Origin of the sequence: Brevundimonas sp. R86498 (genome assembly GCF_044598075.1) — a bacterium.
Lineage (GTDB): Bacteria > Pseudomonadota > Alphaproteobacteria > Caulobacterales > Caulobacteraceae > Brevundimonas.
This window is the reverse complement of sequence record NZ_CP139004.1, coordinates 2922758-2943795: the sequence shown is the minus strand read 5'-3', so window position 1 is coordinate 2943795 and position 21038 is coordinate 2922758. Positions and strand designations below refer to the sequence as shown.

The 21038-nt window shown below is 68.6% G+C and carries 26 protein-coding genes; 7 read left to right on the top strand and 19 right to left on the bottom strand.

Going from position 1 to position 21038, the window contains the following annotated elements:
• Positions 1-39 precede the first annotated feature (39 nt).
• The 6 genes from SJY26_RS14495 to folE all read right to left on the bottom strand — a co-directional run bounded on the left by SJY26_RS14495 (position 40) and on the right by folE (position 3312).
• Positions 40-288, bottom strand: coding sequence for a helix-turn-helix domain-containing protein (locus SJY26_RS14495; protein WP_396593706.1), 249 nt, complete (start codon positions 286-288; stop codon positions 40-42).
• Between the two features lie 40 nt (positions 289-328).
• Entirely contained in the window at positions 329-1165 is an 837-nt protein-coding gene (locus tag SJY26_RS14490; protein ID WP_396593705.1) for an aldo/keto reductase, read from the bottom strand.
• Between the two features lie 80 nt (positions 1166-1245).
• Positions 1246-1665: a hypothetical protein gene (locus SJY26_RS14485; protein WP_396593704.1), complete on the bottom strand. Its 420-nt coding sequence runs from the start codon at positions 1663-1665 to the stop codon at positions 1246-1248.
• A complete protein-coding gene (locus tag SJY26_RS14480; RefSeq protein WP_396593703.1) occupies positions 1658-2011 on the bottom strand; it encodes an MmcQ/YjbR family DNA-binding protein in 354 nt (117 codons plus the stop codon). Before SJY26_RS14480 ends, SJY26_RS14485 begins: the two co-directional genes overlap by 8 nt.
• A gap of 87 nt (positions 2012-2098) precedes the next feature.
• On the bottom strand, positions 2099-2539 hold the full coding sequence (locus SJY26_RS14475) for a biopolymer transporter ExbD (RefSeq protein WP_396593702.1): 441 nt from the start codon (positions 2537-2539) through the stop codon (positions 2099-2101).
• 158 nt (positions 2540-2697) lie between these two features.
• Positions 2698-3312: a GTP cyclohydrolase I FolE gene (gene folE / locus SJY26_RS14470; protein ID WP_396593701.1), complete on the bottom strand. Its 615-nt coding sequence runs from the start codon at positions 3310-3312 to the stop codon at positions 2698-2700.
• Between the two features lie 155 nt (positions 3313-3467).
• On the opposite strand from folE, the gene cysS reads away from it, so the two are divergent.
• Positions 3468-4877 carry a cysteine--tRNA ligase gene (cysS, locus tag SJY26_RS14465; protein WP_396593700.1) on the top strand — a complete coding sequence of 470 codons (1410 nt, stop codon included), beginning with the start codon at positions 3468-3470 and terminating at the stop codon, positions 4875-4877.
• A gap of 172 nt (positions 4878-5049) precedes the next feature.
• On the opposite strand, the gene SJY26_RS14460 is transcribed toward cysS, so the two are convergent.
• The 3 genes from SJY26_RS14460 to purE all read right to left on the bottom strand — a co-directional run bounded on the left by SJY26_RS14460 (position 5050) and on the right by purE (position 8157).
• The gene (locus SJY26_RS14460) at positions 5050-6333 is read right to left on the bottom strand and encodes a lytic murein transglycosylase (RefSeq protein WP_396593699.1); all 1284 of its coding nucleotides are present in this window, start codon (positions 6331-6333) and stop codon (positions 5050-5052) included.
• Positions 6334-6573: 240 nt separating this feature from the next.
• Positions 6574-7665: a 5-(carboxyamino)imidazole ribonucleotide synthase gene (locus SJY26_RS14455; RefSeq protein WP_396593698.1), complete on the bottom strand. Its 1092-nt coding sequence runs from the start codon at positions 7663-7665 to the stop codon at positions 6574-6576.
• The gene (purE, locus tag SJY26_RS14450; protein WP_396593697.1) at positions 7666-8157 is read right to left on the bottom strand and encodes a 5-(carboxyamino)imidazole ribonucleotide mutase; all 492 of its coding nucleotides are present in this window, start codon (positions 8155-8157) and stop codon (positions 7666-7668) included.
• A 122-nt stretch (positions 8158-8279) separates the two neighbouring features.
• Between purE and SJY26_RS14445 the strand changes: the two genes are divergently transcribed.
• The gene (locus SJY26_RS14445) at positions 8280-8888 is read left to right on the top strand and encodes a GGDEF domain-containing protein (RefSeq protein ID WP_396593696.1); all 609 of its coding nucleotides are present in this window, start codon (positions 8280-8282) and stop codon (positions 8886-8888) included.
• Between the two features lie 3 nt (positions 8889-8891).
• On the opposite strand, the gene SJY26_RS14440 is transcribed toward SJY26_RS14445, so the two are convergent.
• Genes SJY26_RS14440 through SJY26_RS14430 form a run of 3 tightly spaced genes read right to left on the bottom strand, consistent with a single transcriptional unit; the run spans position 8892 to position 10275 of the window.
• Positions 8892-9116 carry a YdcH family protein gene (locus SJY26_RS14440; protein ID WP_396593695.1) on the bottom strand — a complete coding sequence of 75 codons (225 nt, stop codon included), beginning with the start codon at positions 9114-9116 and terminating at the stop codon, positions 8892-8894.
• Positions 9117-9154: 38 nt separating this feature from the next.
• On the bottom strand, positions 9155-9658 hold the full coding sequence (locus SJY26_RS14435) for a TIGR02444 family protein (RefSeq protein WP_396593694.1): 504 nt from the start codon (positions 9656-9658) through the stop codon (positions 9155-9157).
• Complete coding sequence (locus SJY26_RS14430) at positions 9655-10275, bottom strand: UbiX family flavin prenyltransferase (protein WP_396593693.1); 621 nt, start codon at positions 10273-10275, stop codon at positions 9655-9657. The genes SJY26_RS14435 and SJY26_RS14430 overlap by 4 nt, the downstream gene beginning before the upstream one ends.
• 125 nt (positions 10276-10400) lie before the next feature.
• On the opposite strand from SJY26_RS14430, the gene SJY26_RS14425 reads away from it, so the two are divergent.
• On the top strand, positions 10401-10574 hold the full coding sequence (locus SJY26_RS14425) for a YdcH family protein (protein ID WP_396593692.1): 174 nt from the start codon (positions 10401-10403) through the stop codon (positions 10572-10574).
• Positions 10575-10808: 234 nt separating this feature from the next.
• Here the strand turns inward: SJY26_RS14425 and SJY26_RS14420 are convergent, their stop codons facing one another.
• The gene (locus SJY26_RS14420) at positions 10809-11474 is read right to left on the bottom strand and encodes a DUF1013 domain-containing protein (RefSeq protein WP_396593691.1); all 666 of its coding nucleotides are present in this window, start codon (positions 11472-11474) and stop codon (positions 10809-10811) included.
• Between the two features lie 215 nt (positions 11475-11689).
• Here SJY26_RS14420 and SJY26_RS14415 point away from each other — a divergent pair, with 215 nt between their 5' ends.
• Positions 11690-12322 carry a beta/gamma crystallin-related protein gene (locus tag SJY26_RS14415; protein WP_396593690.1) on the top strand — a complete coding sequence of 211 codons (633 nt, stop codon included), beginning with the start codon at positions 11690-11692 and terminating at the stop codon, positions 12320-12322.
• 31 nt (positions 12323-12353) lie between these two features.
• Here the strand turns inward: SJY26_RS14415 and SJY26_RS14410 are convergent, their stop codons facing one another.
• Positions 12354-13340 carry an NAD(P)H-quinone oxidoreductase gene (locus SJY26_RS14410; protein ID WP_396593689.1) on the bottom strand — a complete coding sequence of 329 codons (987 nt, stop codon included), beginning with the start codon at positions 13338-13340 and terminating at the stop codon, positions 12354-12356.
• A gap of 79 nt (positions 13341-13419) precedes the next feature.
• Between SJY26_RS14410 and SJY26_RS14405 the strand changes: the two genes are divergently transcribed.
• Positions 13420-13626: a DUF1192 family protein gene (locus SJY26_RS14405; protein WP_396593688.1), complete on the top strand. Its 207-nt coding sequence runs from the start codon at positions 13420-13422 to the stop codon at positions 13624-13626.
• Positions 13627-13731: 105 nt separating this feature from the next.
• Positions 13732-14265 (top strand): DUF1465 family protein, encoded by a 534-nt coding sequence (locus tag SJY26_RS14400; RefSeq protein WP_396595774.1) that lies wholly within the window; start codon positions 13732-13734, stop codon positions 14263-14265.
• An 8-nt stretch (positions 14266-14273) separates the two neighbouring features.
• Here the strand turns inward: SJY26_RS14400 and SJY26_RS14395 are convergent, their stop codons facing one another.
• Entirely contained in the window at positions 14274-15839 is a 1566-nt protein-coding gene (locus SJY26_RS14395) for a murein L,D-transpeptidase (RefSeq protein WP_396593687.1), read from the bottom strand.
• Between the two features lie 175 nt (positions 15840-16014).
• Complete coding sequence (gene rpmE, locus SJY26_RS14390) at positions 16015-16239, bottom strand: 50S ribosomal protein L31 (RefSeq protein ID WP_305640874.1); 225 nt, start codon at positions 16237-16239, stop codon at positions 16015-16017.
• A gap of 132 nt (positions 16240-16371) precedes the next feature.
• On the opposite strand from rpmE, the gene SJY26_RS14385 reads away from it, so the two are divergent.
• A complete protein-coding gene (locus SJY26_RS14385; protein ID WP_396593686.1) occupies positions 16372-18231 on the top strand; it encodes an ABC transporter transmembrane domain-containing protein in 1860 nt (619 codons plus the stop codon).
• 56 nt (positions 18232-18287) lie between these two features.
• Here the strand turns inward: SJY26_RS14385 and SJY26_RS14380 are convergent, their stop codons facing one another.
• The 3 genes from SJY26_RS14380 to efp form a co-directional block, all read right to left on the bottom strand.
• Positions 18288-19301, bottom strand: a complete 1014-nt coding sequence (locus SJY26_RS14380; protein ID WP_396593685.1) for a glycerophosphodiester phosphodiesterase — start codon at positions 19299-19301, stop codon at positions 18288-18290.
• A gap of 197 nt (positions 19302-19498) precedes the next feature.
• Entirely contained in the window at positions 19499-20305 is an 807-nt protein-coding gene (locus SJY26_RS14375) for an inositol monophosphatase family protein (protein WP_396593684.1), read from the bottom strand.
• Positions 20306-20440: 135 nt separating this feature from the next.
• The gene (gene efp / locus SJY26_RS14370) at positions 20441-21010 is read right to left on the bottom strand and encodes an elongation factor P (RefSeq protein WP_396593683.1); all 570 of its coding nucleotides are present in this window, start codon (positions 21008-21010) and stop codon (positions 20441-20443) included.
• Between the last annotated feature and the right edge of the window lie 28 nt (positions 21011-21038).

Sequence of the window (21038 nt, the reverse complement as noted above, 5' to 3'; positions counted from 1 at the left end):
ACGGTTCGGGGCGTGGTCAAGCGCCGCGTCGGGGCCCGCTCAGTACGCCCGGCTGTCCGACACCAGGGCCCAGACCGGCAGCCGCAGGTGCCGGGTGGCGGCGGCGATCTGGAGCGCGTTCAAATGGGCGCGACCGGCCTCGGCGCGGCGCTCCTCCTCCGGCGTGATCTTCAGGGCGGCGGCGACGGTTTCGACATCGACCCCGCGCTCCTCGCGCCAGTGTTTCAGCCGGGCCCCGACCGCCGCGTCACGCGGGTCGATGCCGGGAAAGCCGAGAACCGAGCCCATGGGATTTCCTCCGTGCGCGGCTTGATCGCCGCGTCTGGATCTAATCCTTATCCCAAACGAAGGCCTTGTCGATCCAGTCGCCGAGACGCCCGTCAGGACGGGCGAGCGCATGGATGCGGCTCATGTCCTCGTCCGAGAGCTGGAAGTCCCAGATGTCGAAGTTCTCGGCGGCGCGTTCGGGGCGCGAAGTGCGGGGAATGGCGATCACGCCCTGCTGGATCAGCCAACGCAGGGTCACCTGGCCCGGGGTCTTGCCGTGGGCGCGAGCGATCTCGCCGATGACGGTGTCGTTGGCGATCTTGCCCTGGGCGAGCGGCGACCAGGCAGTGATCGACGAGCCGAGCGCAGCGGCCGTGTCACGCAGGGTCTTCAGGGATAGATAGGGGTGGTACTCGACCTGGTTTGTCACCAGCTTCGCCTTCGACAGGGCCTGGGCCTCGCGGAACTGGCCGGACGGGAAGTTCGAAAGGCCGATGGCGCGGGTCAGGCCCTGATCCTTCGCCTCGTTCAGCGCGCCCAGGGTCTCGGCGAAGGTCGGTTTGACCCTGGGCCAGTGCAGCAGGAGCAGGTCGGGGGTGAAGCCGAGGCTGGTCGCGGACTCCTCGGCCTGACGGAGCAGGGCGTCGCGCTCGAAGTGATCGACCCAGATCTTGGTGGTCAGCCAGATGTCCTCTCGGGCCACGCCCGAGTTGCGGATGCCGTCACCGACGGCGGCCTCGTTCCTGTAAATCCAGGCGGTGTCGATGTGGCGGTAGCCGATGCGCAGGGCCTCGGCGACCATGCGCCGGGCGTCCGCGGGTTCCAGCTGCCAGGTGCCGAAGCCGAGCTGTGGGAGGGTCAGGTCGTCGACGGTCAGGGACAGCTGGGACGGGGACATGGGCACTCCGGCGTGGTTCTGGGGGAACGGTCCATATGGGGCTGTCAGCCCGGAATACCAGTCAGGGCTGCTCCAGCCAGTCAGCTCTGGTCTCCGGCTCCGACGGGTAAGCGCTGGACCGCCCGTTCTTCGGCGGGTTTCGACGGCGCACAGCGATCCATGCGGAAAGAGCCGGACCATGAGCCGATGATGTGCCACTGGCCCTCGATGCGGCGGCGCTCATCGCTGATCGTTCCGACATACTCGATCAGGTCGGCTCCGTCGGCCGGTGTTTTCGTGAAGACCAGACGGTCACCGTTGCGGAACCCGTCCACCTCGGCATGACGCTCGGGGCCGCCCCACAGGAAATCCGGTTCGCTGATCCGACCGCCGACGACGCCGTTCGTCTCGGTGAAGTGAGCCACGAAGGGCGTCGGCTGCCAGAAGCCGTCGGCGTTTTCGGGATGATCGTCGGGATAGACATAGACGCCGGTCCAGGTCCCGGCGATCGACTCAGACACCGGCCGTGCCCGGGAAGACGTAAGTCTTAGATACGCGCTTGGGGACCAGCTTCAGCCAGCGCTTCTCAAGCGTCGCCCTCAGCCAGACGGGATCCACGCCAGAGACGCGCGCGAGGACGATCGGGTAGCCGCGATAGTGATCGGTAATGTGGAAGGTGTCGGGTTCGGCCTCCAGCAGCATGTCACGGTGGTCCAGACTGTCGACATACACCACCACGCTGTCGTCTTCGGACCGGATCCGGGTGAAGAACTTGCCGGCCACCTTCCAGGACGGGCGGCCGTAAGACGTGCCCGTCTCCGTTTCCGGGAAAGAGAGGACAAGATCGCTGAGTTCGGCGGGGGTCATGGATCGATCCTGAACCGGCCGACGGCAAATAAAAAGGCCGCGTCCCTTTCGAGACGCGGCCCTGATCGATGCGGACGGGTGCGAGACCTATTCGATGTCTTCGTTCAGCAGACCAACCTTGTAGAAGCCGTTCGACTGCAGGTCGTTCATGACTTCCATGAAGGCGTTGTAGCGGACTTCGGGCTGGGCGCGCACGAACACGCGCTCTTCCTGGCAGGCAGGCGTTCCGCCACCCAGGGCGGCGCAGACGTCAGCGGCCAGGGTTTCGATGGTGGTCTGCTGCTCGGCAATGAAGATCGAGCCGGAGTTTTGAATGGTGATGTAGACCGGTTCCTTGACCTCGTCCGAGGTCGGCGGCGTTGCCGGCGGCAGGTCGAGGCGGATCGACACGGTGGCGAGCGGGGCGGCGACCATGAAGATGATCAGCAGCACCAGCATGATGTCGACGAACGGCGTGACGTTGATGTCCGCGTTCTGGGAGATTGTCTTGCCGCCCGATCCCGACGGTCCTGAGAGCTTGGAGCCCATGCGCTAAATCTCCATCAGGCTCGGCCAGCAGGCGCGAGCGACGCGTTACGGTTCAGACGGTTTCTGGCGTCTGGCGCGAGGCTTGTAAAGCGGTCTCGGACCGAACCGGGTTCCCGAAGGGGGGATTTCTCTCACGAGGCGAGAAATCCCCGTCGGGATCAGCCCTTGGCCAGCTTGAGGAAGCGCTCGATCAGGGCAGGATCGGACTTGAACGCTCCGGTAAACCGCGTCGTGATGGTCGAGACGTGGCGGTGATGGACGCCGCGCGTCGTCATGCACTGGTGTTCCGCGTCGATCAGGACGGCGACTCCGGCAGGAGACAGATGATCCTCCAGCGCGCCGGCGATCTCCTGGGTCAGGGTCTCCTGGGTCTGGAGACGCTTGGAGAAGATCTCGACCACGCGGGCGATCTTGGAGATGCCGACGACCTTTTCGGTCGGCAGATAGGCGACATAGGCCTTGCCGAGGAACGGGGCCATGTGGTGCTCGCAGTGGCTCTCGACCTCGATGTCGCGCAGCAGCACCATGTCGTCATAGCCCTGCACGTCCTCGAAGGTGCGGCTGAGCTCCTTGGCCGGATCGGCGGCATAGCCCTCGAACCACTCGCCATAGGCGTCGACGACCCGTTTGGGCGTGTCCAGCAGGCCCTCGCGGTCCGGATTGTCCCCCGACCAGGCGATCAGGGTGCGGACGGCGGCCAGGGCCTCCTCGCGGGTGGGACGGGACAGATGATCGTTGCCGACGAGGGTCGGTCTGGAGGCGTTGGCGTCCATGAAGTGTTTTCTAAGCGACCAGTAGCGCCGGGACGAAGGTCCCGGATTGACGCGCGTCGCTCTCCCTGTTCGATGCCACGGCTGTTCGCCGGGTCCAGTCGGCTATATGGGACGCGCGCACCGTCCTGCAAGAAAACGAACTGCACCGCTTCACAATGACGCTTTTCCTTCACGACACCCTGAAACGCGAGAAGCGGGCCTTTGTCCCGCGCGATCCGGAGCGGGTGACCCTCTATGTCTGCGGACCGACGGTCTATGACTTTGCCCATATCGGCAATGCCCGGCCGCCGGTGGTGTTCGATGTTCTGGTGCGGCTGCTGCGACGTGAGTACGGGGCCGACAGCGTCGTCTATGCCCGCAACGTCACGGACGTGGACGACAAGATCAACCAGAAGGCGGCGCGCGAGGGCGTGGCGATCGGGGAGGTCACGGCGCGCTATGAGGCCGCCTATCTGGCCGATATGGCGGCGCTGAATGTCGGCGCGCCGGACATCGCCCCCCACGTGACCGACCATATGGACTCGATCGTGAAACAGATCGGCGAGATCATGGACCAGGGCTGCGCCTATGCCGCCGAGGGCCATGTGCTGTTCGACGTGTCCAGCTATCCGGCCTATGGCGCGCTGTCGGGGCGCAATCTGGACGACATGATCGCCGGGGCACGGGTCGAGGTCGCGCCCTACAAGAAGAATCCGCACGACTTCGTGCTGTGGAAGCCATCGAAGGCCGACGAGCCTTCGTGGCCGTCGCCGTGGGGTGAGGGCCGCCCGGGATGGCATATCGAATGCTCGGCCATGATCGAACAGACGCTGGGCCTGCCGATTGACATCCATGGGGGCGGCATCGACCTGGTGTTCCCGCACCATGAGAACGAGATCGCCCAGGGGGTCTGCGCCCATGGCCATGCGCATGGCGACCGGCCGCACGAGGCCTACAGCCGCTACTGGATGCACAACGGCTTCCTGACGGTCGACGCCGAGAAGATGTCCAAGTCGGTCGGCAATGTCCTGCTGCTGCACGATCTGGTGCAGACCATGCCGGGCGAGGTGGTGCGCTGGGCGCTGCTGAGCGCCCACTATCGCCAGCCGCTGGACTGGAACCAGAGCCTGCTGGACCAGTCGCGCAAAAACCTCGACAGGCTCTACGGGGCCCTGCGCAGGTGCGAGACAATCGACCCCCTGGGCGACATGCCGTCGCCAGAGTTCCTGACCGCCATATCGGACGACCTGAACACGCCTGGGGCGATGGCGACGCTGTTTGCCCTGTCCAGCGAGATCGAGCGGGCGATGACGGCGGGGGATCACCATGCGGTGGGGATCGCCAAGGCCGAGTTGCTGGCCTCGGGACGGATCCTGGGCGTGCTGCTGTCGACGCCGGACCAGTGGTTCGAGGGCGGGGCGGATGATGCGCTGAAGGCCGAGGTGGAGGGGCTGCTGGCCGAGCGGGTGACCGCGCGGGCGGAGAAGAACTGGGCCGAGGCGGACCGGATCCGCGACCGGCTGACGGCGTTGAATGTGGTGGTGATGGACGGGCCGACGGGGGCGACCTGGCGGTTGAAGGAGTGACCGGTTCCCTTCTCCCCTTGCGGGAGAAGGTGGCCCGAAGGGCCGGATGAGGGGTACGAAGACGCAGGCGAGGTGATGGGGCAGATGGCAAGCGGCCAGCACCGGGAGTCACCCCTCATCCGACCTCGCTTCGCTCGGCCACCTTCTCCCGCAAGGGGAGAAGGAATTCGGTCTACATCCCCCGCATCAGCTCGTCGGCGAGGGCCGCGGTGAGATAGCCGTCGGGGGTGCGGCCGGTGGCCATCTGCCACTGGCGCAGGGCGCGGCGGGTGCCAGAGCCGATGACGCCGTCGATGGCTCCGGGATCGTAGCCGAGGCGGGCCAGCGCCGTCTGGGCGCCGAAGCGCTGTTCGCGCGAGATCGGGCCGTCGTCCGGCCAGGTGCCGACCAGACCCGGTTTGCCGGCCACGCCGTCGGCGGTCAGGCCGATGGCGAGCGCATAGCTGACCGAGTTGTTGTAGCGGCGGATCACATAGTGGTTCGGCAGGGCGAGGAAGGCCGGGCCGCGCGCGCCCTGGGGCAGCAGGATCACGCCGTTCTCGGCGGCCTCGGCGTCGGACGGGGTGCCGCCGCGGGCGACAGTGACGCCGCGTCCGGCCCAGAAGCGCCACGGGCGACCTTCGGCCTCGGCCAGGGCGTAGTCGAAGCCGGCCGGGAGCTGGACCTCATAGCCCCACGACTGGCCACGCTTCCAGCCGGCCTGGGCCAGCAGATTGGCGGCGGAGGCGAGGGCGTCGGATTCGGTGCCCCAGATGTCGACCTTGCCGTCGCCGCTCTGGTCGATGCCGAGGCGCAGATAGTTGTCGGGCATGAACTGGGTCTGGCCCATGGCCCCGGCCCAGCTGCCCAGCAGGCCCGCGCGCTCGCGCCGGCCGTCGATGACGATGTCGAGGGCGTCCTTCAGCTGGGCCTCGGCCCAGTCGCGGCGGCGGCCGTCAAAGGCCAGGGTGGCGAGGGAGCGGATCACGTCCTTGTTGCCCTGGACCTGTCCGAAGCTGGACTTATTGCCCCAGATGGACACCAGGATCTCGGCCGGGACGCCGAAACGCTGGGTCACAGCCCAGGGCACGGCGTCGATCCGTCGACGGGCCTCGGCGATGCGCGCGGCCGAGGCGGCATTGGCGATATAGGCCCCGGCGGGACGGCTGAACTCGGGCTGATTGCGATCCAGCCGGATCACCTCGGGGTCGGGTGTCAGATCGGCCAGCTCTCGGGCGTAAAGATCGGCCCGGTCCCCGCCCTTGCGGGCGAGAAAGCCCTGCTTCCAGCCATCGAACCCCGGGGCATCGGCCGGCGTGGGGGGCGTTGCACTGTGAACCGGGGCTGCGCCGGACCCTCCGGGGGCCGGGGCGACCGGCAGCGCTGCGGGAGGCAGGGCGCTGGGCGGTGCCGCCGGCAGCATGGGGGCGCAGGCGGACACGCAGGCAATCAGGACGAGGCGATAGTCGAGGCGCATGGAGCGATGAGTTCCCGAATCAGTGGACCCGATCAAGAGCCACCGGAATAGCGCGCGAGTATGACCGGCCGTTGCTTCGACAGGGTAAAGACGGCGTCAACCGTGTTTGCTGGGGCACGGTTAAGGTCTGGCGATCAGGGTGCGCGAGCTCTCGACACGGCCTGGTGGCGGAGGGGCGACGCGACGGGTGTGCAAGCCCGTGAACCCTCCGTTCGACCCGGGGGCCAGGCCTCCAGCGCTTCAGAGCGGCGCGATCCGGTTGACGTGGGCCATCTTGCGCCCCGGCCGGGCCTCGGCCTTGCCGTACAGATGCAGCCGGTGGTCGGGTTTGGCCGCCAGCTTCGTCCACTGGTCGATATCGGCTCCCAGAAGATTGGTCATCTGGACCCGGGCGTGGGCGGTCACGGGGCCCAGCGGCCAGCCGGCGATGGCGCGGATGTGCTGCTCGAACTGGTCGCAGACGCAGCCGTCCTGGGTCCAGTGGCCCGTGTTGTGGACGCGGGGGGCGATCTCGTTGACCAGCAGCCGGCCGTCGCCGAGGTCGAACAGCTCGATGCCGATGACGCCGACATAGGCCAGCCCTTCAAGCACGGCCGTGGCGATGGCCCGGGCGCGCCGTTCGGTCTTCGCATCGACGGCGGCCGGGGCCTGGGTGGTGCGCAGCACGCCGCCGGCGTGATGATTCTGGCCCAGCGGATAGACGGCGATTGTCCCGTCGCGGCCCCGGGCGGCGATGATCGACAGCTCGCGGGTGAAGTCGGCGCGGGCCTCGAGGATGGCGGGACGGCCGCCGAGTTCGGCGAGGGCGGCGGCGGCCTGTTTCGCGGACTTGATCCAGACCTGGCCCTTGCCGTCATAGCCGTCGCGGCGGGTCTTGAGCAGGGCCGGGGTGCCCAGCGTCTGCAGGGCGGCGGTCAGGTCATCGAGGCTGTCGATGGCGGCGAAGGCCACGGTGGGGGCCCCGACGCCATTGAGGAAGGTCTTTTCCTCGACCCGGTCCTGGGCGACGGCCAGGGCCACGGGGCCGGGCGCGACCAGGGCTCCGGCCTCGGCGAGGCGTTCCACCGAGGCGGCGGGGACGTTCTCGAACTCGAAGGTGACCACGTCGCAGACGCGGCCGAAGACGTTGAGGGCGGTGGGATCGTCATAGGCGGCGACGATCTGGCCGCGCGAGACCCGGCCGGCAGGGCTGTTCTCCTCCGGGTCGAGGATGACGACGTCGAAGCCGAGGCGCGAGGCGGCCTGGGACAGCATGCGGCCCAGCTGGCCGCCGCCGAGGATGCCGATCGTGGCCCCGGGGGCCAGGGGCGGGAGTTCGGTCGGGGCGGCCACTCAGTCTTCGACCGTCTCGTGGACCGATTCGGTCTGGGCCTCGCGGAAGGCGTCGAGGCGACCGGCGAGGACCGGATCCGACAGGGCCAGGATCTGGGCGGCGAGAATGCCCGCGTTCTTTGCCCCGGCTTCGCCGATGGCGAGGGTGGCGACAGGAACGCCGCCGGGCATCTGGACGATCGACAGCAGCGAATCGAGGCCCTTCAGGGCCTTCGACTGGACCGGCACGCCCAGCACCGGCAGGGGCGTCATGGAGGCGGCCATGCCGGGCAGGTGGGCGGCCCCTCCGGCCCCGGCGATGATGACCTTAAACCCGGCGGCCTTTGCGCCCGTGGCGAACTTGAACAGGCGTTCGGGCGTGCGGTGTGCCGACACCACCCGGGCGTCCCAGGTCACGCCCAGACGGTCGAGGGTCTCGGCCGCGTGCTTCATCGTGGGCCAGTCCGAGCGGCTGCCCATGATGATCGCCACCGGCGGGGTCGGGGTCGCCATATTGCTGAGGGCCCTGCTGCGAAAGCGGCCGGTTACAGCACACGCGTTGCGCCCGCAACCAACCGCGTTAGCCTAGCGGTTCCCGGCGTCCGTCTGAGTCGCCCCCGGAGTGCCCCTGCGCCGTGACCGACGCCGCCCAAACCGATCGTGTCACCGACCCGCTGGACGCCAGCCGGGCCGAGATCGCGCGGCTGCGGGCCGAGGTCGAGGCGCTGCGGGCGCGGACCCTGGAACTGGAACAGCGGGCCGAGGCGGCGGAGGCGGCGGCGGACCACGACGTCCTGACGCCGGTGTTGAATCGGCGGGGCTTCGTCACCGCCATGAGCCGCAGCATGGCCTATTGCACCCGCTACAAGGTGCCCGCTGTGCTGCTGTATCTGGATCTGGACGGGTTCAAGCGGGTCAACGACACCCTGGGTCACGCCGCCGGGGACGCGGCCCTGGTTCGGGTGGCCGAACTGCTGCTGGAGAATGTGCGCGCGACCGACGCCGTGGGGCGTCTGGGCGGGGACGAGTTCGGCCTGCTGCTGCTGAACGCCGGGCCGGACGAGGGCCGGGAGAAGGCGGACGGCTTGAAGCAGGCGCTGGAGCAAGCCGCCTTCCTCTACGAGGGGCAGGCGGCGTCGCTGGGGGGATCGTTCGGGGTGCGGGCGTTTGCCGGACAGCCGGATGCCGAGACCTGGCTGGCCGAGGCCGATGCCGCCATGTGGGTGCGCAAGCGGGGGCGGTAGGCCTCAGGCGATGATGTCGGGCAGGATGCGGCTCTCGATCTTCACGATCTCGTCGCGGAGCAGCAGCTTCTTGCGCTTGAGGCGGGCGATCAGCAGCTGATCCGGGACCGGCATGTGGGCGAGGGCCTCGATCGAGGCGTCGAGGTCGGCGTGCTCCAGACGCAGGGCCTTGACCTGGGCGTGGAGCGCCAGTTCCTCCTCGGTCAGAAACGGTACGTCGTCGTTCATGCTGGCCCCGCGAAGGCGGGCTTATAGCCGAGCCGGGGTCAGGCCGGAAGGCGTTCCGCGAGGATGGTCAGGGCGGGGCGGGGCACGACGCGGCTCCAGCCCCGGGCGACGGCCACCAGCCCCTCGATGGCGGGGGCGGGCGCGGCCACCGGGGGGCCGGCCAGGGCCTCCAGACCGACCAGCAGATGTCGTTCGGCGGCCAGTTCCACGGCCTTGACCTGATCCCGCAGCGCCTCGCGCGCCGCGTCTTCCAGATCGGGGAGAGGTTTCTTCAGGGAGCGGCGGATCGCGCGCAGGGGGGTGACGGCGGCCGCGTCCCACGCGCGGGCGGTGTCGCAGCCGGCCTCGACCGTATCGGCATCCAGCGCCCGGCCGGTGCCGGCCATCCAGGCGGCCCAGAGCAGAAGGGGGACGTTGTGGCCGTGGGTGTCCTGCAACGACAGACAGGCTTCGGGCACCCCGTCGGCGCGGTAGGCGGTCAGGGCCCAGTCCCACAGGCCGGTGGGCCGGCCATCGCTCGTGACCTGAGCCGGGTCGCTCATTCGCTGTCGGCCTGGGGCCCCTTCAGTCCCTCCCAGCGGCGCACGGCCGACCAGTCGAGGCCGAACTGGTCCAGCGCGCGACCGACCGATTGATCCACCATCTCGGCGATGGACTTCGGTCGGGCATAGAAGGCGGGCAGGGGCGGGGCGATGGTGGCCCCCATCTCGGTCAGGGCCGTCATGGTCCGCAGGTGGCCAAGGTGGAAGGGCGTCTCGCGGACCATCAGGACCAGGGGGCGACGCTCCTTGAGCACGACGTCGGCGGCCCGGGTCAGGAGGGTGGAGGTCACGCCGGTGGCGATCTCGCTCATGGTGCGGACCGAGCAGGGGGCGACGATCATGCCGAGCGTCCGGAATGAGCCCGAGGCGATGGTCGCGCCGACATCGTTGAGGCGGTGGAGCACCGTCGCCTTTGACGTCAGGTCGTCGGGTGTCAGGTCGGTTTCCTGCGACAGGGTCAGCAGGGCAGCGCGGGTGACGACCAGATGGCTCTCGATCCCGAGATCGTTCAGGGCGTCCAGCACGCGGGCTCCGTAGATCACGCCAGATGCGCCGGAAATCCCGACGACGAGACGGGAGGGCGGGTTCCGTACGGCTGCGTTCACATCAGGGTCCATTTTGGGGTGCAGGTTGCGACTGCGCCCGGAAATTTAGCGTTCTGTTGACGTCACCGAACCGTGATTTCACAGGCCGGAAATCGAGGCGCTCACTGTGTGGTCCCTTAGACATGGAGGCGCAAGCCATGACCATCGAAGCTCGTATCCGCGAACTGGGAAACCGTCACCGCCAGCTGGACGAGACCATCCAGCGGGAGGTCTGGCGACCCGCCGCGGATGAGTTGCAGGTCAGGGAGCTCAAACGAAAGAAGCTCCGGCTCAAGGAGGAAATCACCAGTCTGGAGGCGCGGGTGAGTTAGCCCGGGCCATGGTCTGAAAAGCGAACGGCCCCGGGAGCGATCCCGGGGCCGTTTTCAATTTCCCTCTCCCGGCGGGAGAGGGCTTGAGCGCCTGAGAGCCGAAGGCGATCAGACTCGCGCGAAAGGGTGAGGGGTCGGTGCCGACCGGTGAGGGCAAACCCCTCACCCTTTCGGCTGGCGCATCGCTTCGCTCTGCGAGCCTCAAGCCCTCTCCCGCCGGGAGAGGGTTGCCCGTTACTCGCCCGTGCCGAACACCGACGCTGCGGTCGGTTCGGCGGTGCGGCGTTCGCGTTCCTCGGGGACGAACTCGGGCTCGGCGGGTTCGGCCTCGATCGGCTGGAGGGCGGCCCCGCCCTTTTTGGCGTCGTCGCGGTTCTTCTTTTCGGCAGCCTTCGAGACCAGTTCGTCCAGCACCAGCTGGCCGACCAGGCCCAGGGTGACCGGATCGACCGGCTTGATCTGGGGGCTGTTCCAGTGGGTGCGGTTGCGGACGCTGTCGATGGTGGACTTGGTCGTGCCCAGCAGTTTGGCGATCTGGGCGTCGGTCACCTCGGGGTGATTCTTGACGAACCACATGATGGCATCGGGGCGGTCCTGACGGCGCGAGACCGGGGTGTATTTCGGCGCGGGCTTGTTGGTCTTCATCAGCTCGGCATGGCGGCTGACGATGGCGGACATGCGGTAGTTTTCGTCGGCCTGGGCCTTGTCCAGTTCCTCGCGGGCCAGCTGGCCGCCGGTGATGGGGTCGACGCCACGGATGTCGCGGGCCACGTCACCGTCGGCGATGCCACGCACCTCGAGCGGGTGCAGGCCGCAGAAGGCCGCAATCTGCTCGAACGTCAGGGAGGTGTTGTCCACCAGCCAGACCGCGGTGGCCTTGGGCATGAGGATGTCGGTCATGGGCATTGTCCCGGTGTGCGAGGCCCGGGCAAAGCCGGGCGCTGGATACGACGGCGCCCGACCTTTCGGCCGGGCGCGAATGATGGAGATATAGGCCGTTTCCGAACAAAAGAAAACGTCGTCTGTCCATGCCATACAGCCAAGGTTCATACTGGCTGATGGACAGTGTGATATCGCAGGCGTTCAGACGCCGTGAGGAACAGTTGGAGGGTACCATGAAGACGATCGCCATTTTCGCTGCCGGAGCCGTTCTGGCCACAGCCGGCCTTGCCGCCGCGCCGCAGTCGGCCGAGGCCCAGTCGCGCGCCGCGCCGCGTGGCAGCTATGCCCAGAGCTGTTCGGGGGCCTATGTGAACCAGGGCCGGCTGTATGCCGACTGCCGTGACCGGGCGAGCAACACGCGCCCGACCTCGATCGAGCTGGCACCCTGCGCGTCCAGCGATATCGGCAACGACAATGGCCTGCTGGTCTGCCACGGCGTGCGCGGCGAGTATGAGCGCGGCAACAACAACGGCGGTGGAAACAGCGGCGGGGGTTGGGGCGGCAACAACGGCGGCTGGGGTGGGAACAACGGCGGCGGCAACGGTCGCGACACCATCACCGTCTATCGGGACGCCAATTTCGGCGGCGGGTCACAGACCTTCCGGGGCGAGGTCTACAACCTCGGCAGCAGCGGCTTCAACGACACCATCAGCTCGATGGAGTTCCGCGGCGCGTGGGAGGCCTGCACCGATGCCGAGTTCCGCGGCCAGTGCCAGGTCTTCACCGAGAATGTGCGCAATCTCAGCCGTTTTGGCATGAACGACAGCATCTCGTCGCTGCGTCCGGCGCGTCGGAACAACTGGTAGGGCCCGCGCCGGGGCCATGGCCCCGGAGGCCTCACCCCCGGATCGCGTCGGTCGTCAGTACGATCTTGCCGACATGCTCGCCCGCCTCCAGCCGGAGGTGGGCGAGTTTCGCTTCGGCGAGGGGGAAGGTCGCCTCGACCGGCGGGCGGACCGCGCCGGACACCACCCAGGGCCAGGCCGTGGCCTCGATCGCGGCGGCCAGACGGGCCTTTTCGTCGGCGGAGCGCCGGCGCAATGTTGATCCGGTCAGGGTTACGGCCTTCATCATGAGCCGCAGCAGGTCCACCTCGGCGAGGGCTCCGGTCAGGGTGGCGATCACGACCCACCGCCCGCCCGGCTTCAGGGCCTCCAGATTGATCCCGGCATAGGCGGCGCCGACCATATCGAGCACGACATCGGCCCCGCCGGCGGCAGCGATCTGCGCCGTGAGGTCTCCCTGCGAGGCGTCGAGGCTGACGTCGGCCCCGAGGTCCAGGGCGGCACGGGCCTTGGCGGCGGTGCGGGAGGTGGCGATGACCCGGGCCCCGGCGGCGCGGGCCATCTGGATCGCCGTGACCCCGATCCCCGAGGTCGCCCCGTGCACCAGCAGGGTTTCGCCGGCCTTCAGCCCGCCGGCCTCGAAGACATTGGCGAAGACGGTGAAGACGGTCTCGGGCAGGGCGGCGGCCTGGATGAAATCGAGACCCTCCGGAACCGGCAGGGCATGGCGGGCGTCGACGACGGCGCGTTCGGCATAGCCGCCGCCTCCCAGCAGGGCGCAGACCCGGTCCCCCACGCGCCAGCGGGTGACGCCGGGCCCGACCTGATCGACCTCGCCGGCCACTTCCAGCCCGAGGATGTCGGAGGCCCCCGGAGGGGGCGGGTAGGCCCCGGCCCGCTGCAGGAGATCGGGCCGGTTGACGCCGGCCGCGCGGACGCGGATGCCGATCTGGCCCGGTCCTGCCACGGGATCCGGACGCTCCGCCAGTCGAAGGGCTTCGGCGGGGCCTGAGCCGCCCTCGATCTCGATGGCCTGCATGTCTGGCTCCTGGTCTTGCAATCGTCCGTGTCCGGGCGCGTAAATGGGGGTGTCCGGGGGTCTGGCCAAGGAGGCGAGGATGACGTTCGACGATCTTGATCCGCGACCGCAGCGCGGGGCGGCCCTGACGGCGCTGGGGCGCGAGGACCTGGATCTGTACGCCGTCGAGGAACTGGGCGAGCGGATCGAGGCGCTGGAGGCGGAGATCACACGGGTGCGGACGGCGCTCGCGGCCAAGGCGGCCAAGAAGTCGGCGGCCGACGCCCTGTTCAACTTCAGACCCTGATGCGGTTCCGCCCGCGGCCGTTCCGTGGCATGGCGGTTGCAGGCTGCAAGCCTGCGGTGCCGATCCGGCCCGACGGTTCAGCGGAACATCCGTGTCACGATGAGTATGGTTGAGTTGATGGCCACCGAGGACGAGCCCGGACAGGAACAGGCGGCGCGGGTGTCCCGCGCCGGCGAAATCCGGGATTTCGCGCGCTCCGAACTGTTTGAGCGGACCTTTCAGGAAGGCATGGAGCTGGTCGAGGAGACCGCAGCCTATCTGGACGGGGAGGGGCGTCGGGATTCCAAGCTGCTGTCGCGCTCGGCCGCCCTTGCCTATGCGGGCGAGAGCATGAAGCTGACCACCCGGCTGATGCAGGTGGCCTCGTGGTTGCTGGTGCAGCGCGCGGTGCGCGAAGGCGACATGACCCCGGAAGCGGCCTGCGACACCCGCTACCGCCTCGGCGAGCGCAAGGCAGAGGCCGAGCCCGGCCATCCCGAGATTCCCATGGCCCTGGTCGAATATCTGGTCCGGGCCGAGAAACTGTACGATCGGGTCCTGTATCTGGACCGTCGCATGTATCTGGACGACGCGCCCGAGCCGGACGCGAATCCGGTTCTGAGCCAGATGGGACGGCTGGAAGCGGCCTTCCGGGAGTAGGCCGGGCGCTACGGCCCGACGTCGTCGGCGTCGGTGCGGCCGTCGCTGATCACCGTCGGCAGGCTGACGGCGATGCCGAGGGCCTGGGCCAGCCGCTGGTCGCGGCTGTAGACGTCCTCCCGGAAGGCGACCCGGCCCTGACCATCGACGAAGGCGGTCCAGTACAGCAGGCGCACGCTGATCTCGCGGCCCGTCTGGATCCGCTTGGTCTCGCGGCTGGCCTGGGCGTCGTCGAACTGCCCGAGCAGGGTCGGGTCCGGCGACAGCAGCAGGCGGGCGAACTCGACCGCGTTCTGGACGCGGACGCAGCCGTGCGAGCGCTGGCGCATGGACAGGTTGAAGGCGGCCTTGGACGGTGTGTCGTGCAGGAAGATGGCATAGCTGTCGCGCAGCTCGAACTTCACATAGCCGAGCGCAGCCTGCGGACCGGCCCGCTGGATGACCGTGCCGTTGGAGATGTACATGTTCTGGCTGGCCAGATAGTCGGGGCCGCGCGGCAGGATCTCGCGCCGGGCGATGCCGGCGGGGACATACCAGGGCGGGTTGGCCACGACCGAGGCGAACGGCTTCTCGAGGCTGGGCGTCTGGTTGGCGGGCGAGCCGACGACGACGCGGTTCGAATGCACCGGCCGGCCGTCCTTCCAGTAGACCATGATGGCAGCGGCGGTGTTGACCTCGATCCGCTCGGGATTGAGGTCGCGCTTGAGCCAGCGGCGGCGTTCCAGGTTGAGGGCGATCTGACGGGCGCGGTCCTCGGCCGAGGCACCGAGCGAGCTTTGGGTGCCGGGCCCGATGCGACCATCGGCGGCGAGACCATGGCGGGTCTGGAAGCCCCGGACGGCTGCCTGCAGCTCGGCCCCGTAGACCAGGCCCTCGGCGGTCAGACGAGCGCCGTCGGCGGCGGGCAGATCGCCCTCGGCCACCAGGCGGGCGATGAGCGCCGGGATGCGGGTATCGCTGGCAAAGGGTTCCAGCGTGCCGGGCCGGGCCGGGAAAACGGGCCAGCCGCCGTCACGAATCAGCCGTCGGTAGCGGATGTAGCCAGCAGACAGGTTGGCATAGCCGATGTCGGTGGGGGCCAGCTCCTCGAACCATTCGACGATCCGGTTCCGCATCAGGGCATCGTTGAAGCCGGCGGGCAGGTCGACGCGGTTCTTCTGCATCTCCCACAGATCCTCGACCGTCTCCGGGCGGACCCGGCCCTCGGCCAGGACCCGGGCATAGGTCAGGGCTGCGGCCGTGGTCCGGACGTCGGCGCTGTCGGGATCGGCGGCGAAGCCGACGAAATCGAAGAAGTCGGCGCTGGACAGACCATGACGCTCGGCCCGGGTCGCCGCCTCGTTCAGCCGACGCAGGCGGTCGGCGGTCCAGATCGGACGCCAGCCGTTGAGCTCATAGAGGGTACGGACATCGGGCTGGATCGTTGCGGGCAGGCGTGACAGCTGATCGCTGAAGGCGGCGTACCAGGCGCTGGGTGGGGCGGCCACGGCCTGTTGCGGACGGGTCTGTGCGGCCAGGGCCGGACCCGTGACCGCCGAGAGGGCCACCCCGAGTGTGAGTTCGCGTCGATTCATCGTCGTCTTCGCCTTCGTTCGACACCGCGCGGAACCCGGTGTCCATGCCCCGGCGTCGAACTGCCCGACATTATCGACGTTGTAGACAAACAAAAAGCGCCGGTCGCAGGACCGGCGCTCTTCGTGATGTCTTTGCCGCACCGATCGCGACCGACGGTCGCAGGTGCTGCGGGCCTCACTTCTTGATGAAGCCGCCGAACTTGTTGTTGAAGCGCGAAACGCGGCCGCCGCGGTCCATCAGCTGCTGGTTGCCACCGGTCCAGGCCGGGTGGGTCGACGGATCGATGTCGAGGTTCAGCGTGTCGCCTTCCTTGCCGTAGGTCGACCGGGTCTTGTAGGTCGAACCGTCGGTCAGGGTGACGGTGATGAAGTGGTAGTCGGGGTGCGTATCCGCTTTCATGGTCTCGGTCCGGCCTCTGCGCGATGACGATGCCGACCGTCGGTGCGCGAAAATGAGAAATCCCGCCAGACGCTCCGGCGGGAATGAGCGGCGGCGTTTACACCGCAGGGCGATCCGGGGCAAGAGCCGCGCATGACCACTGCAACGCCGACCCATGATCCCGCCCCGGCTCCGGCGGAGGCCACCGGTCGTCCCGGGGCCGGAGCCGTCCTGATCGAACAGATGGGCGAGGCCGGAGCCCGCCGCGAGAAGGCCAGGGATGTGCGGCCGCTGCTGCGGCTGTGGCCCTATCTGATGCAGCACAAGGTCGATGCCCTGATCGCGGGATTCTGGCTGCTGGGCTCGACCGCGGCCTCCCTCGGGCTGACGGCGACGGCGCGCGGAGCCATCGACCACGGGTTCGAGAATGGCGGGCGCGATATCGACCGCTGGTTCATCTTCCTGGGGCTGAACGCCGTCCTGCTGGGGGTCGCCACGGCCGTCCGCTACTTCTACGTCACCAAGACCGGCGAGCGGATGATCGCGGACCTGAGAAAGGGTCTGTTCGACCGCATCCTGACGCTGGACCCGTCCTTCTTCGCGCGGATGCGGACCGGGGAAGTCCTCAGTCGCCTGACCACCGACATTGCCCTGGTGGAGACCCTGCTGACGACCTCGGTGTCGTTCGCCCTGCGCAATCTGCTGACCCTGATCGGGGGCGTGGCCCTGCTGTTCATCGTCAGCCCCAAGCTGACCGGGCTGGTGCTGCTGACCGCGCCGATCCTGATCGCGCCGATCTTCCTGTTCGGCCGGTCGGTGCGCAAGCTGACGGTGCGGTCGCAAGACCGGTTCGCCAATGCCGTGGGCTTCGCCGGCGAGAGCGTCGATGCCATCGAGACGGTGCAGGCTTTTGGCCGCGTGCAGAGCGCGGTCACGCGCTTTGGCAGCGTGGTGGAGGAGGCCTTTGGCGTCTCTCTCGTGCGGATGCGGGCCCGGGCCTGGATGACGGCGGTGGTCATCGTTGTGGTCTTCGGCGGGGTCACCCTGGTGCTCTGGCTGGGGGCCCAGGACGTGGCGCGCGGGACCATGACGCCGGGGGCCCTGTTGCAGTTCGTGCTGCTGTCGGTGTTCACGGCCGGGGCGGTCGGAGCCCTGGGCGAGAGCTGGGGCGACGTGCAGAAGGCCTCAGGGGCCATGGCGCGGATCGATGAGCTGATGCGGGCGAAGGCCTCCATTGGTGCGCCCGAGCATCCGGTGGCCCTGCCCAGCCCGCCCGAGGGGCGTGTGGCCATGGCCGGGGTGCGGTTCGCCTATCCGGGACGACCCGACCTCCCGGCCCTGAAGGGGTTCGACCTGACCGTGCGGCCGGGCGAGACGGTGGCCCTGGTCGGGCCGTCCGGGGCCGGCAAGTCGACCGTCTTCCGACTGCTGCTGCGCTTCTATGATCCGCAGGACGGGGCGGTCAGCGTCGATGGCGTGGATGTGCGCACCGCCGATCCGGCCGAGGTGCGCGGACGCTTCGCCTGGGTGTCGCAGGAGGCCCCGCTGTTCTCGGGATCGGCGCTGGAGAACATCCGCTTCGGCCGCGAGGCTGCCGGCGAGGATGAGGTGCGCGAGGCCGCGACGGAGGCCCAGGCCCTTGGCTTCATCGAGGCCCTGCCCGAAGGCTTCGCCACCCCGCTGGGCGAGCGCGGCAAGAGCCTGTCGGGCGGACAGCGGCAGAGGCTGGCCATCGCCCGGGCTCTGGTCCGCGACGCGCCCATCCTGTTGCTGGACGAGGCGACCAGTGCGCTGGACGCCGAGAACGAGCGGCTGGTGCAGGCGGCGCTGGATCAGGCCATGGAGGGCCGCACGACGCTGGTGATCGCCCACCGGCTGGCCACGGTGCTGCGCGCGGACCGGATCGTGGTCATGGACAACGGCGTCGCGGTCGAGGAAGGCACGCACCACGAACTGGTGGCGAAGGGCGGTCTGTACGCCCGGTTGGCGGAACTGCAGTTCCGGGAGGGGTGATCTCGCGTCTCCTCCCCATGCGCCTCCGCGCATGGGGAGGAGACCGCTCGGATGGTTCAGTCCCGCGCTTCGACCGCTACGCCCGGGAAATCGCTGAACACGGCGTCGATGCCCAGAGCGTAGAACCGCTGGATCCACCCCGTCAGGTCGCCGCGATAGTCGGCGGGGAGGAACACGTCCTCGGCCCGGAAGGTCCAGGCCACGACCTTGAGCCCGGCGGCATGGGCGTCGGCGATCAGGGCCGTGGGTTCGCCGGACGCGCCCGAGACGGTGCGGGGGATGATCATGGACGTCTCGACTGCGATGGCATCGGCATAGGTGGCGATCTCCGCGAGGCCTTCGGGCGTGGCCATGGCGGCGTAGGTGAGATCCGGTGCGTCGGCCGGCCCGCCCAGCGGCGACATCAGCTGCAGGAGCGGGGCCTCGATCATTCCGTTCAGGGTCCGCAGGCAGGCGACCTCGAAACACTGGACCATGACCGGGCTGTCGGCGGCCGCGAGGCCATGGGCGGTGAGGACGGCAGAGACGGCGGCCTCCATCGGCAGGCCGGCGGCGGCGAAATGGGTCGGGTGTTTCAGCTCGGGAGCGAGGCCGATGGTCCGGCCGGTGCGGGCGCTGCCGGCGCGGGCGATGGCGATGACCTCGTCAAAGGTCAGCAGCGCTTCATCGGTGAAGGCGGTGTTGCCGGGGCGCAGCGACGGCAGGCGCTCGCGGGCGCGCAGGGTCTTCAGCTCGGCGAGGGTGAAGTCCTCGGTGAACCAGCCGGTGACCGCCATGCCGTCGATGGTGCGGGTCGTGCGGCGGTCGGCGAAGGCGGGGTGGTCGGCGACGTCGGTCGTCTCGGAGATCTCGTTCTCGTGCCGGACCACCAGCTGGCCGTCGCGGGTCATGACGAGATCGGGCTCTATGAAGTCCGCGCCCTGGTCGATGGCGAGGTCATAGGCCGCGCGGGTGTGCTCGGGGCGCTCACCGGACGCGCCGCGGTGGGCGATGACAAGGGGATGGGCCGCGGTCTGGGCGGCGGCGGGGGTGGCAGCCAGCATGAGGGCCGCAAGGATGAACCGGATCATGCCGGGAGGGTAGGGGCCGACGGTGACGGGGCTGTGAAGCTTCGTATCCCTCCCCGTTCCGGGGAGGGGGGTCGCGCAGCGACCGGGTGGGGGCGGCCGGGAAAGGTCGCACAGACCTGTGTCCGGGTCGCCTTGCCGCCCCCACCCGGTCTTCGCTGCGCTCAGACCACCCTCCCCTGAAGGGGAGGGAGAATGCCTTACGACGCGTTCAACACCTTGCGGAGCTGCGGATGCAGTTCGGTGTTGGAGGCGAGGATGGAGACGCCGGTCTTGGGGTCGCCGTCGGGCTCGATGGTCGTGACGCTGCCCCCGGCCTCGGTGACGAACAGGATCCCGGCCGCCACGTCCCAGGGCTTGAGATTGCGCTCATAGTAGGCGTCGTAGCGGCCGCAGGCGACCCAGGCGAAGTCCAGGGCGGCCGAGCCGAGGCGGCGGATGCCGGCGACGCGCTGGCCGATGGCGTGGATGTCCTTGATCGACTGGGCGTGGCCCGACTTGCCGATGAAGGGCAGGCCGGTGGCGATCAGGCTTTCCGACAGGTCGCGCCGTCCGGCGACGCGGATGCGCTGGTCGTTGAGATAGCAGCCCTTGCCCTTCTCGGCCCAGAACAGCTCGTTCATGATCGGATTGTAGGTGACGCCGGCGACGATCTCGGACGATCCGTCGGGCGCATAGCGCTGCAGCCCCACCGTGATGGCGAAATGGGGCATGGCGTGCATGAAGTTGGTGGTGCCGTCGATCGGGTCGACGATCCAGGTGTGGGACTTGTCGGTCCCCTCGATCATGCCGCGCTCCTCGCCGAGGAAGCCGTAGCCGGGGCGGGCCTTCATCAGCAGTTCGTAGAGCGTGTCCTCGGCCTTGATGTCGGCGGCGGTGACGAAGTCGCCGGGCCCCTTGCGCGACACCTGCAGCTGGGCGACCTCGCCGAAGTCGCGCAGCATGGGTCGGGCCGTCTTGCGGACCGCGTCGATGATGACGGAGACGAGGGCGGAGGCGAGGGCCATGGGAGGGGGTGCTTTACGATGTGGGGGTCAGCCGGGTGGCTGGTGATTGGTGGCTTGTGGCTTCGACGTGTTTCGTGACGGTTGAACGCTGCGCTCGTCGCAGCAGCCACCCGTCACCAACCACCAGCCACGCCTCTACTCGGCGCGGCGGACGTATTCGCCGGTGGTGGTGTCGACGACGATGCGCTCGCCGGCGGACATATAGGGCGGGATCATGATGCGCACGCCGTTGTCGGCCATGGCGGGCTTGTAGGAAGACGAGGCGGTCTGGCCCTTCACGGTGGGCTCGGTCTCGGCGACGGTCAGGGTCACCTGGTCGGGCAGGCTCAGGCCGATCGGCCGGCCCTCGTGCATTTCGATGGTGACCTTCATGCCGTCCTGCAGATAGGCGACGCGGTCCTCGCCGACCCAGTCCTTTTGCAGTTCGGTCTGTTCGTAGGTCTCGTCGTCCATGAACACCAGGGCGTCGCCCTGCTCGTACAGATAGGAGAATTCCTTCTGCTCGAGGGTGACGCGCTCGACCTTGTCTTCCGAACGGAAACGTTCGTTCAGCTTGTTGCCGGTCTCGAGGTTCTTGGCCTCGACGTTGGCGAAGGCCCCGCCCTTGCCGGGCTTGACGTGGCTGGCCTTGGTGACGACCCACAGGCCCTTGTTGTGCTCAAGCACCATGCCGGGCTTGATGGTGTTGCCGTTGATTTTCGCCATGGATGAACCGGGGGTTGGAAGCGCAGCC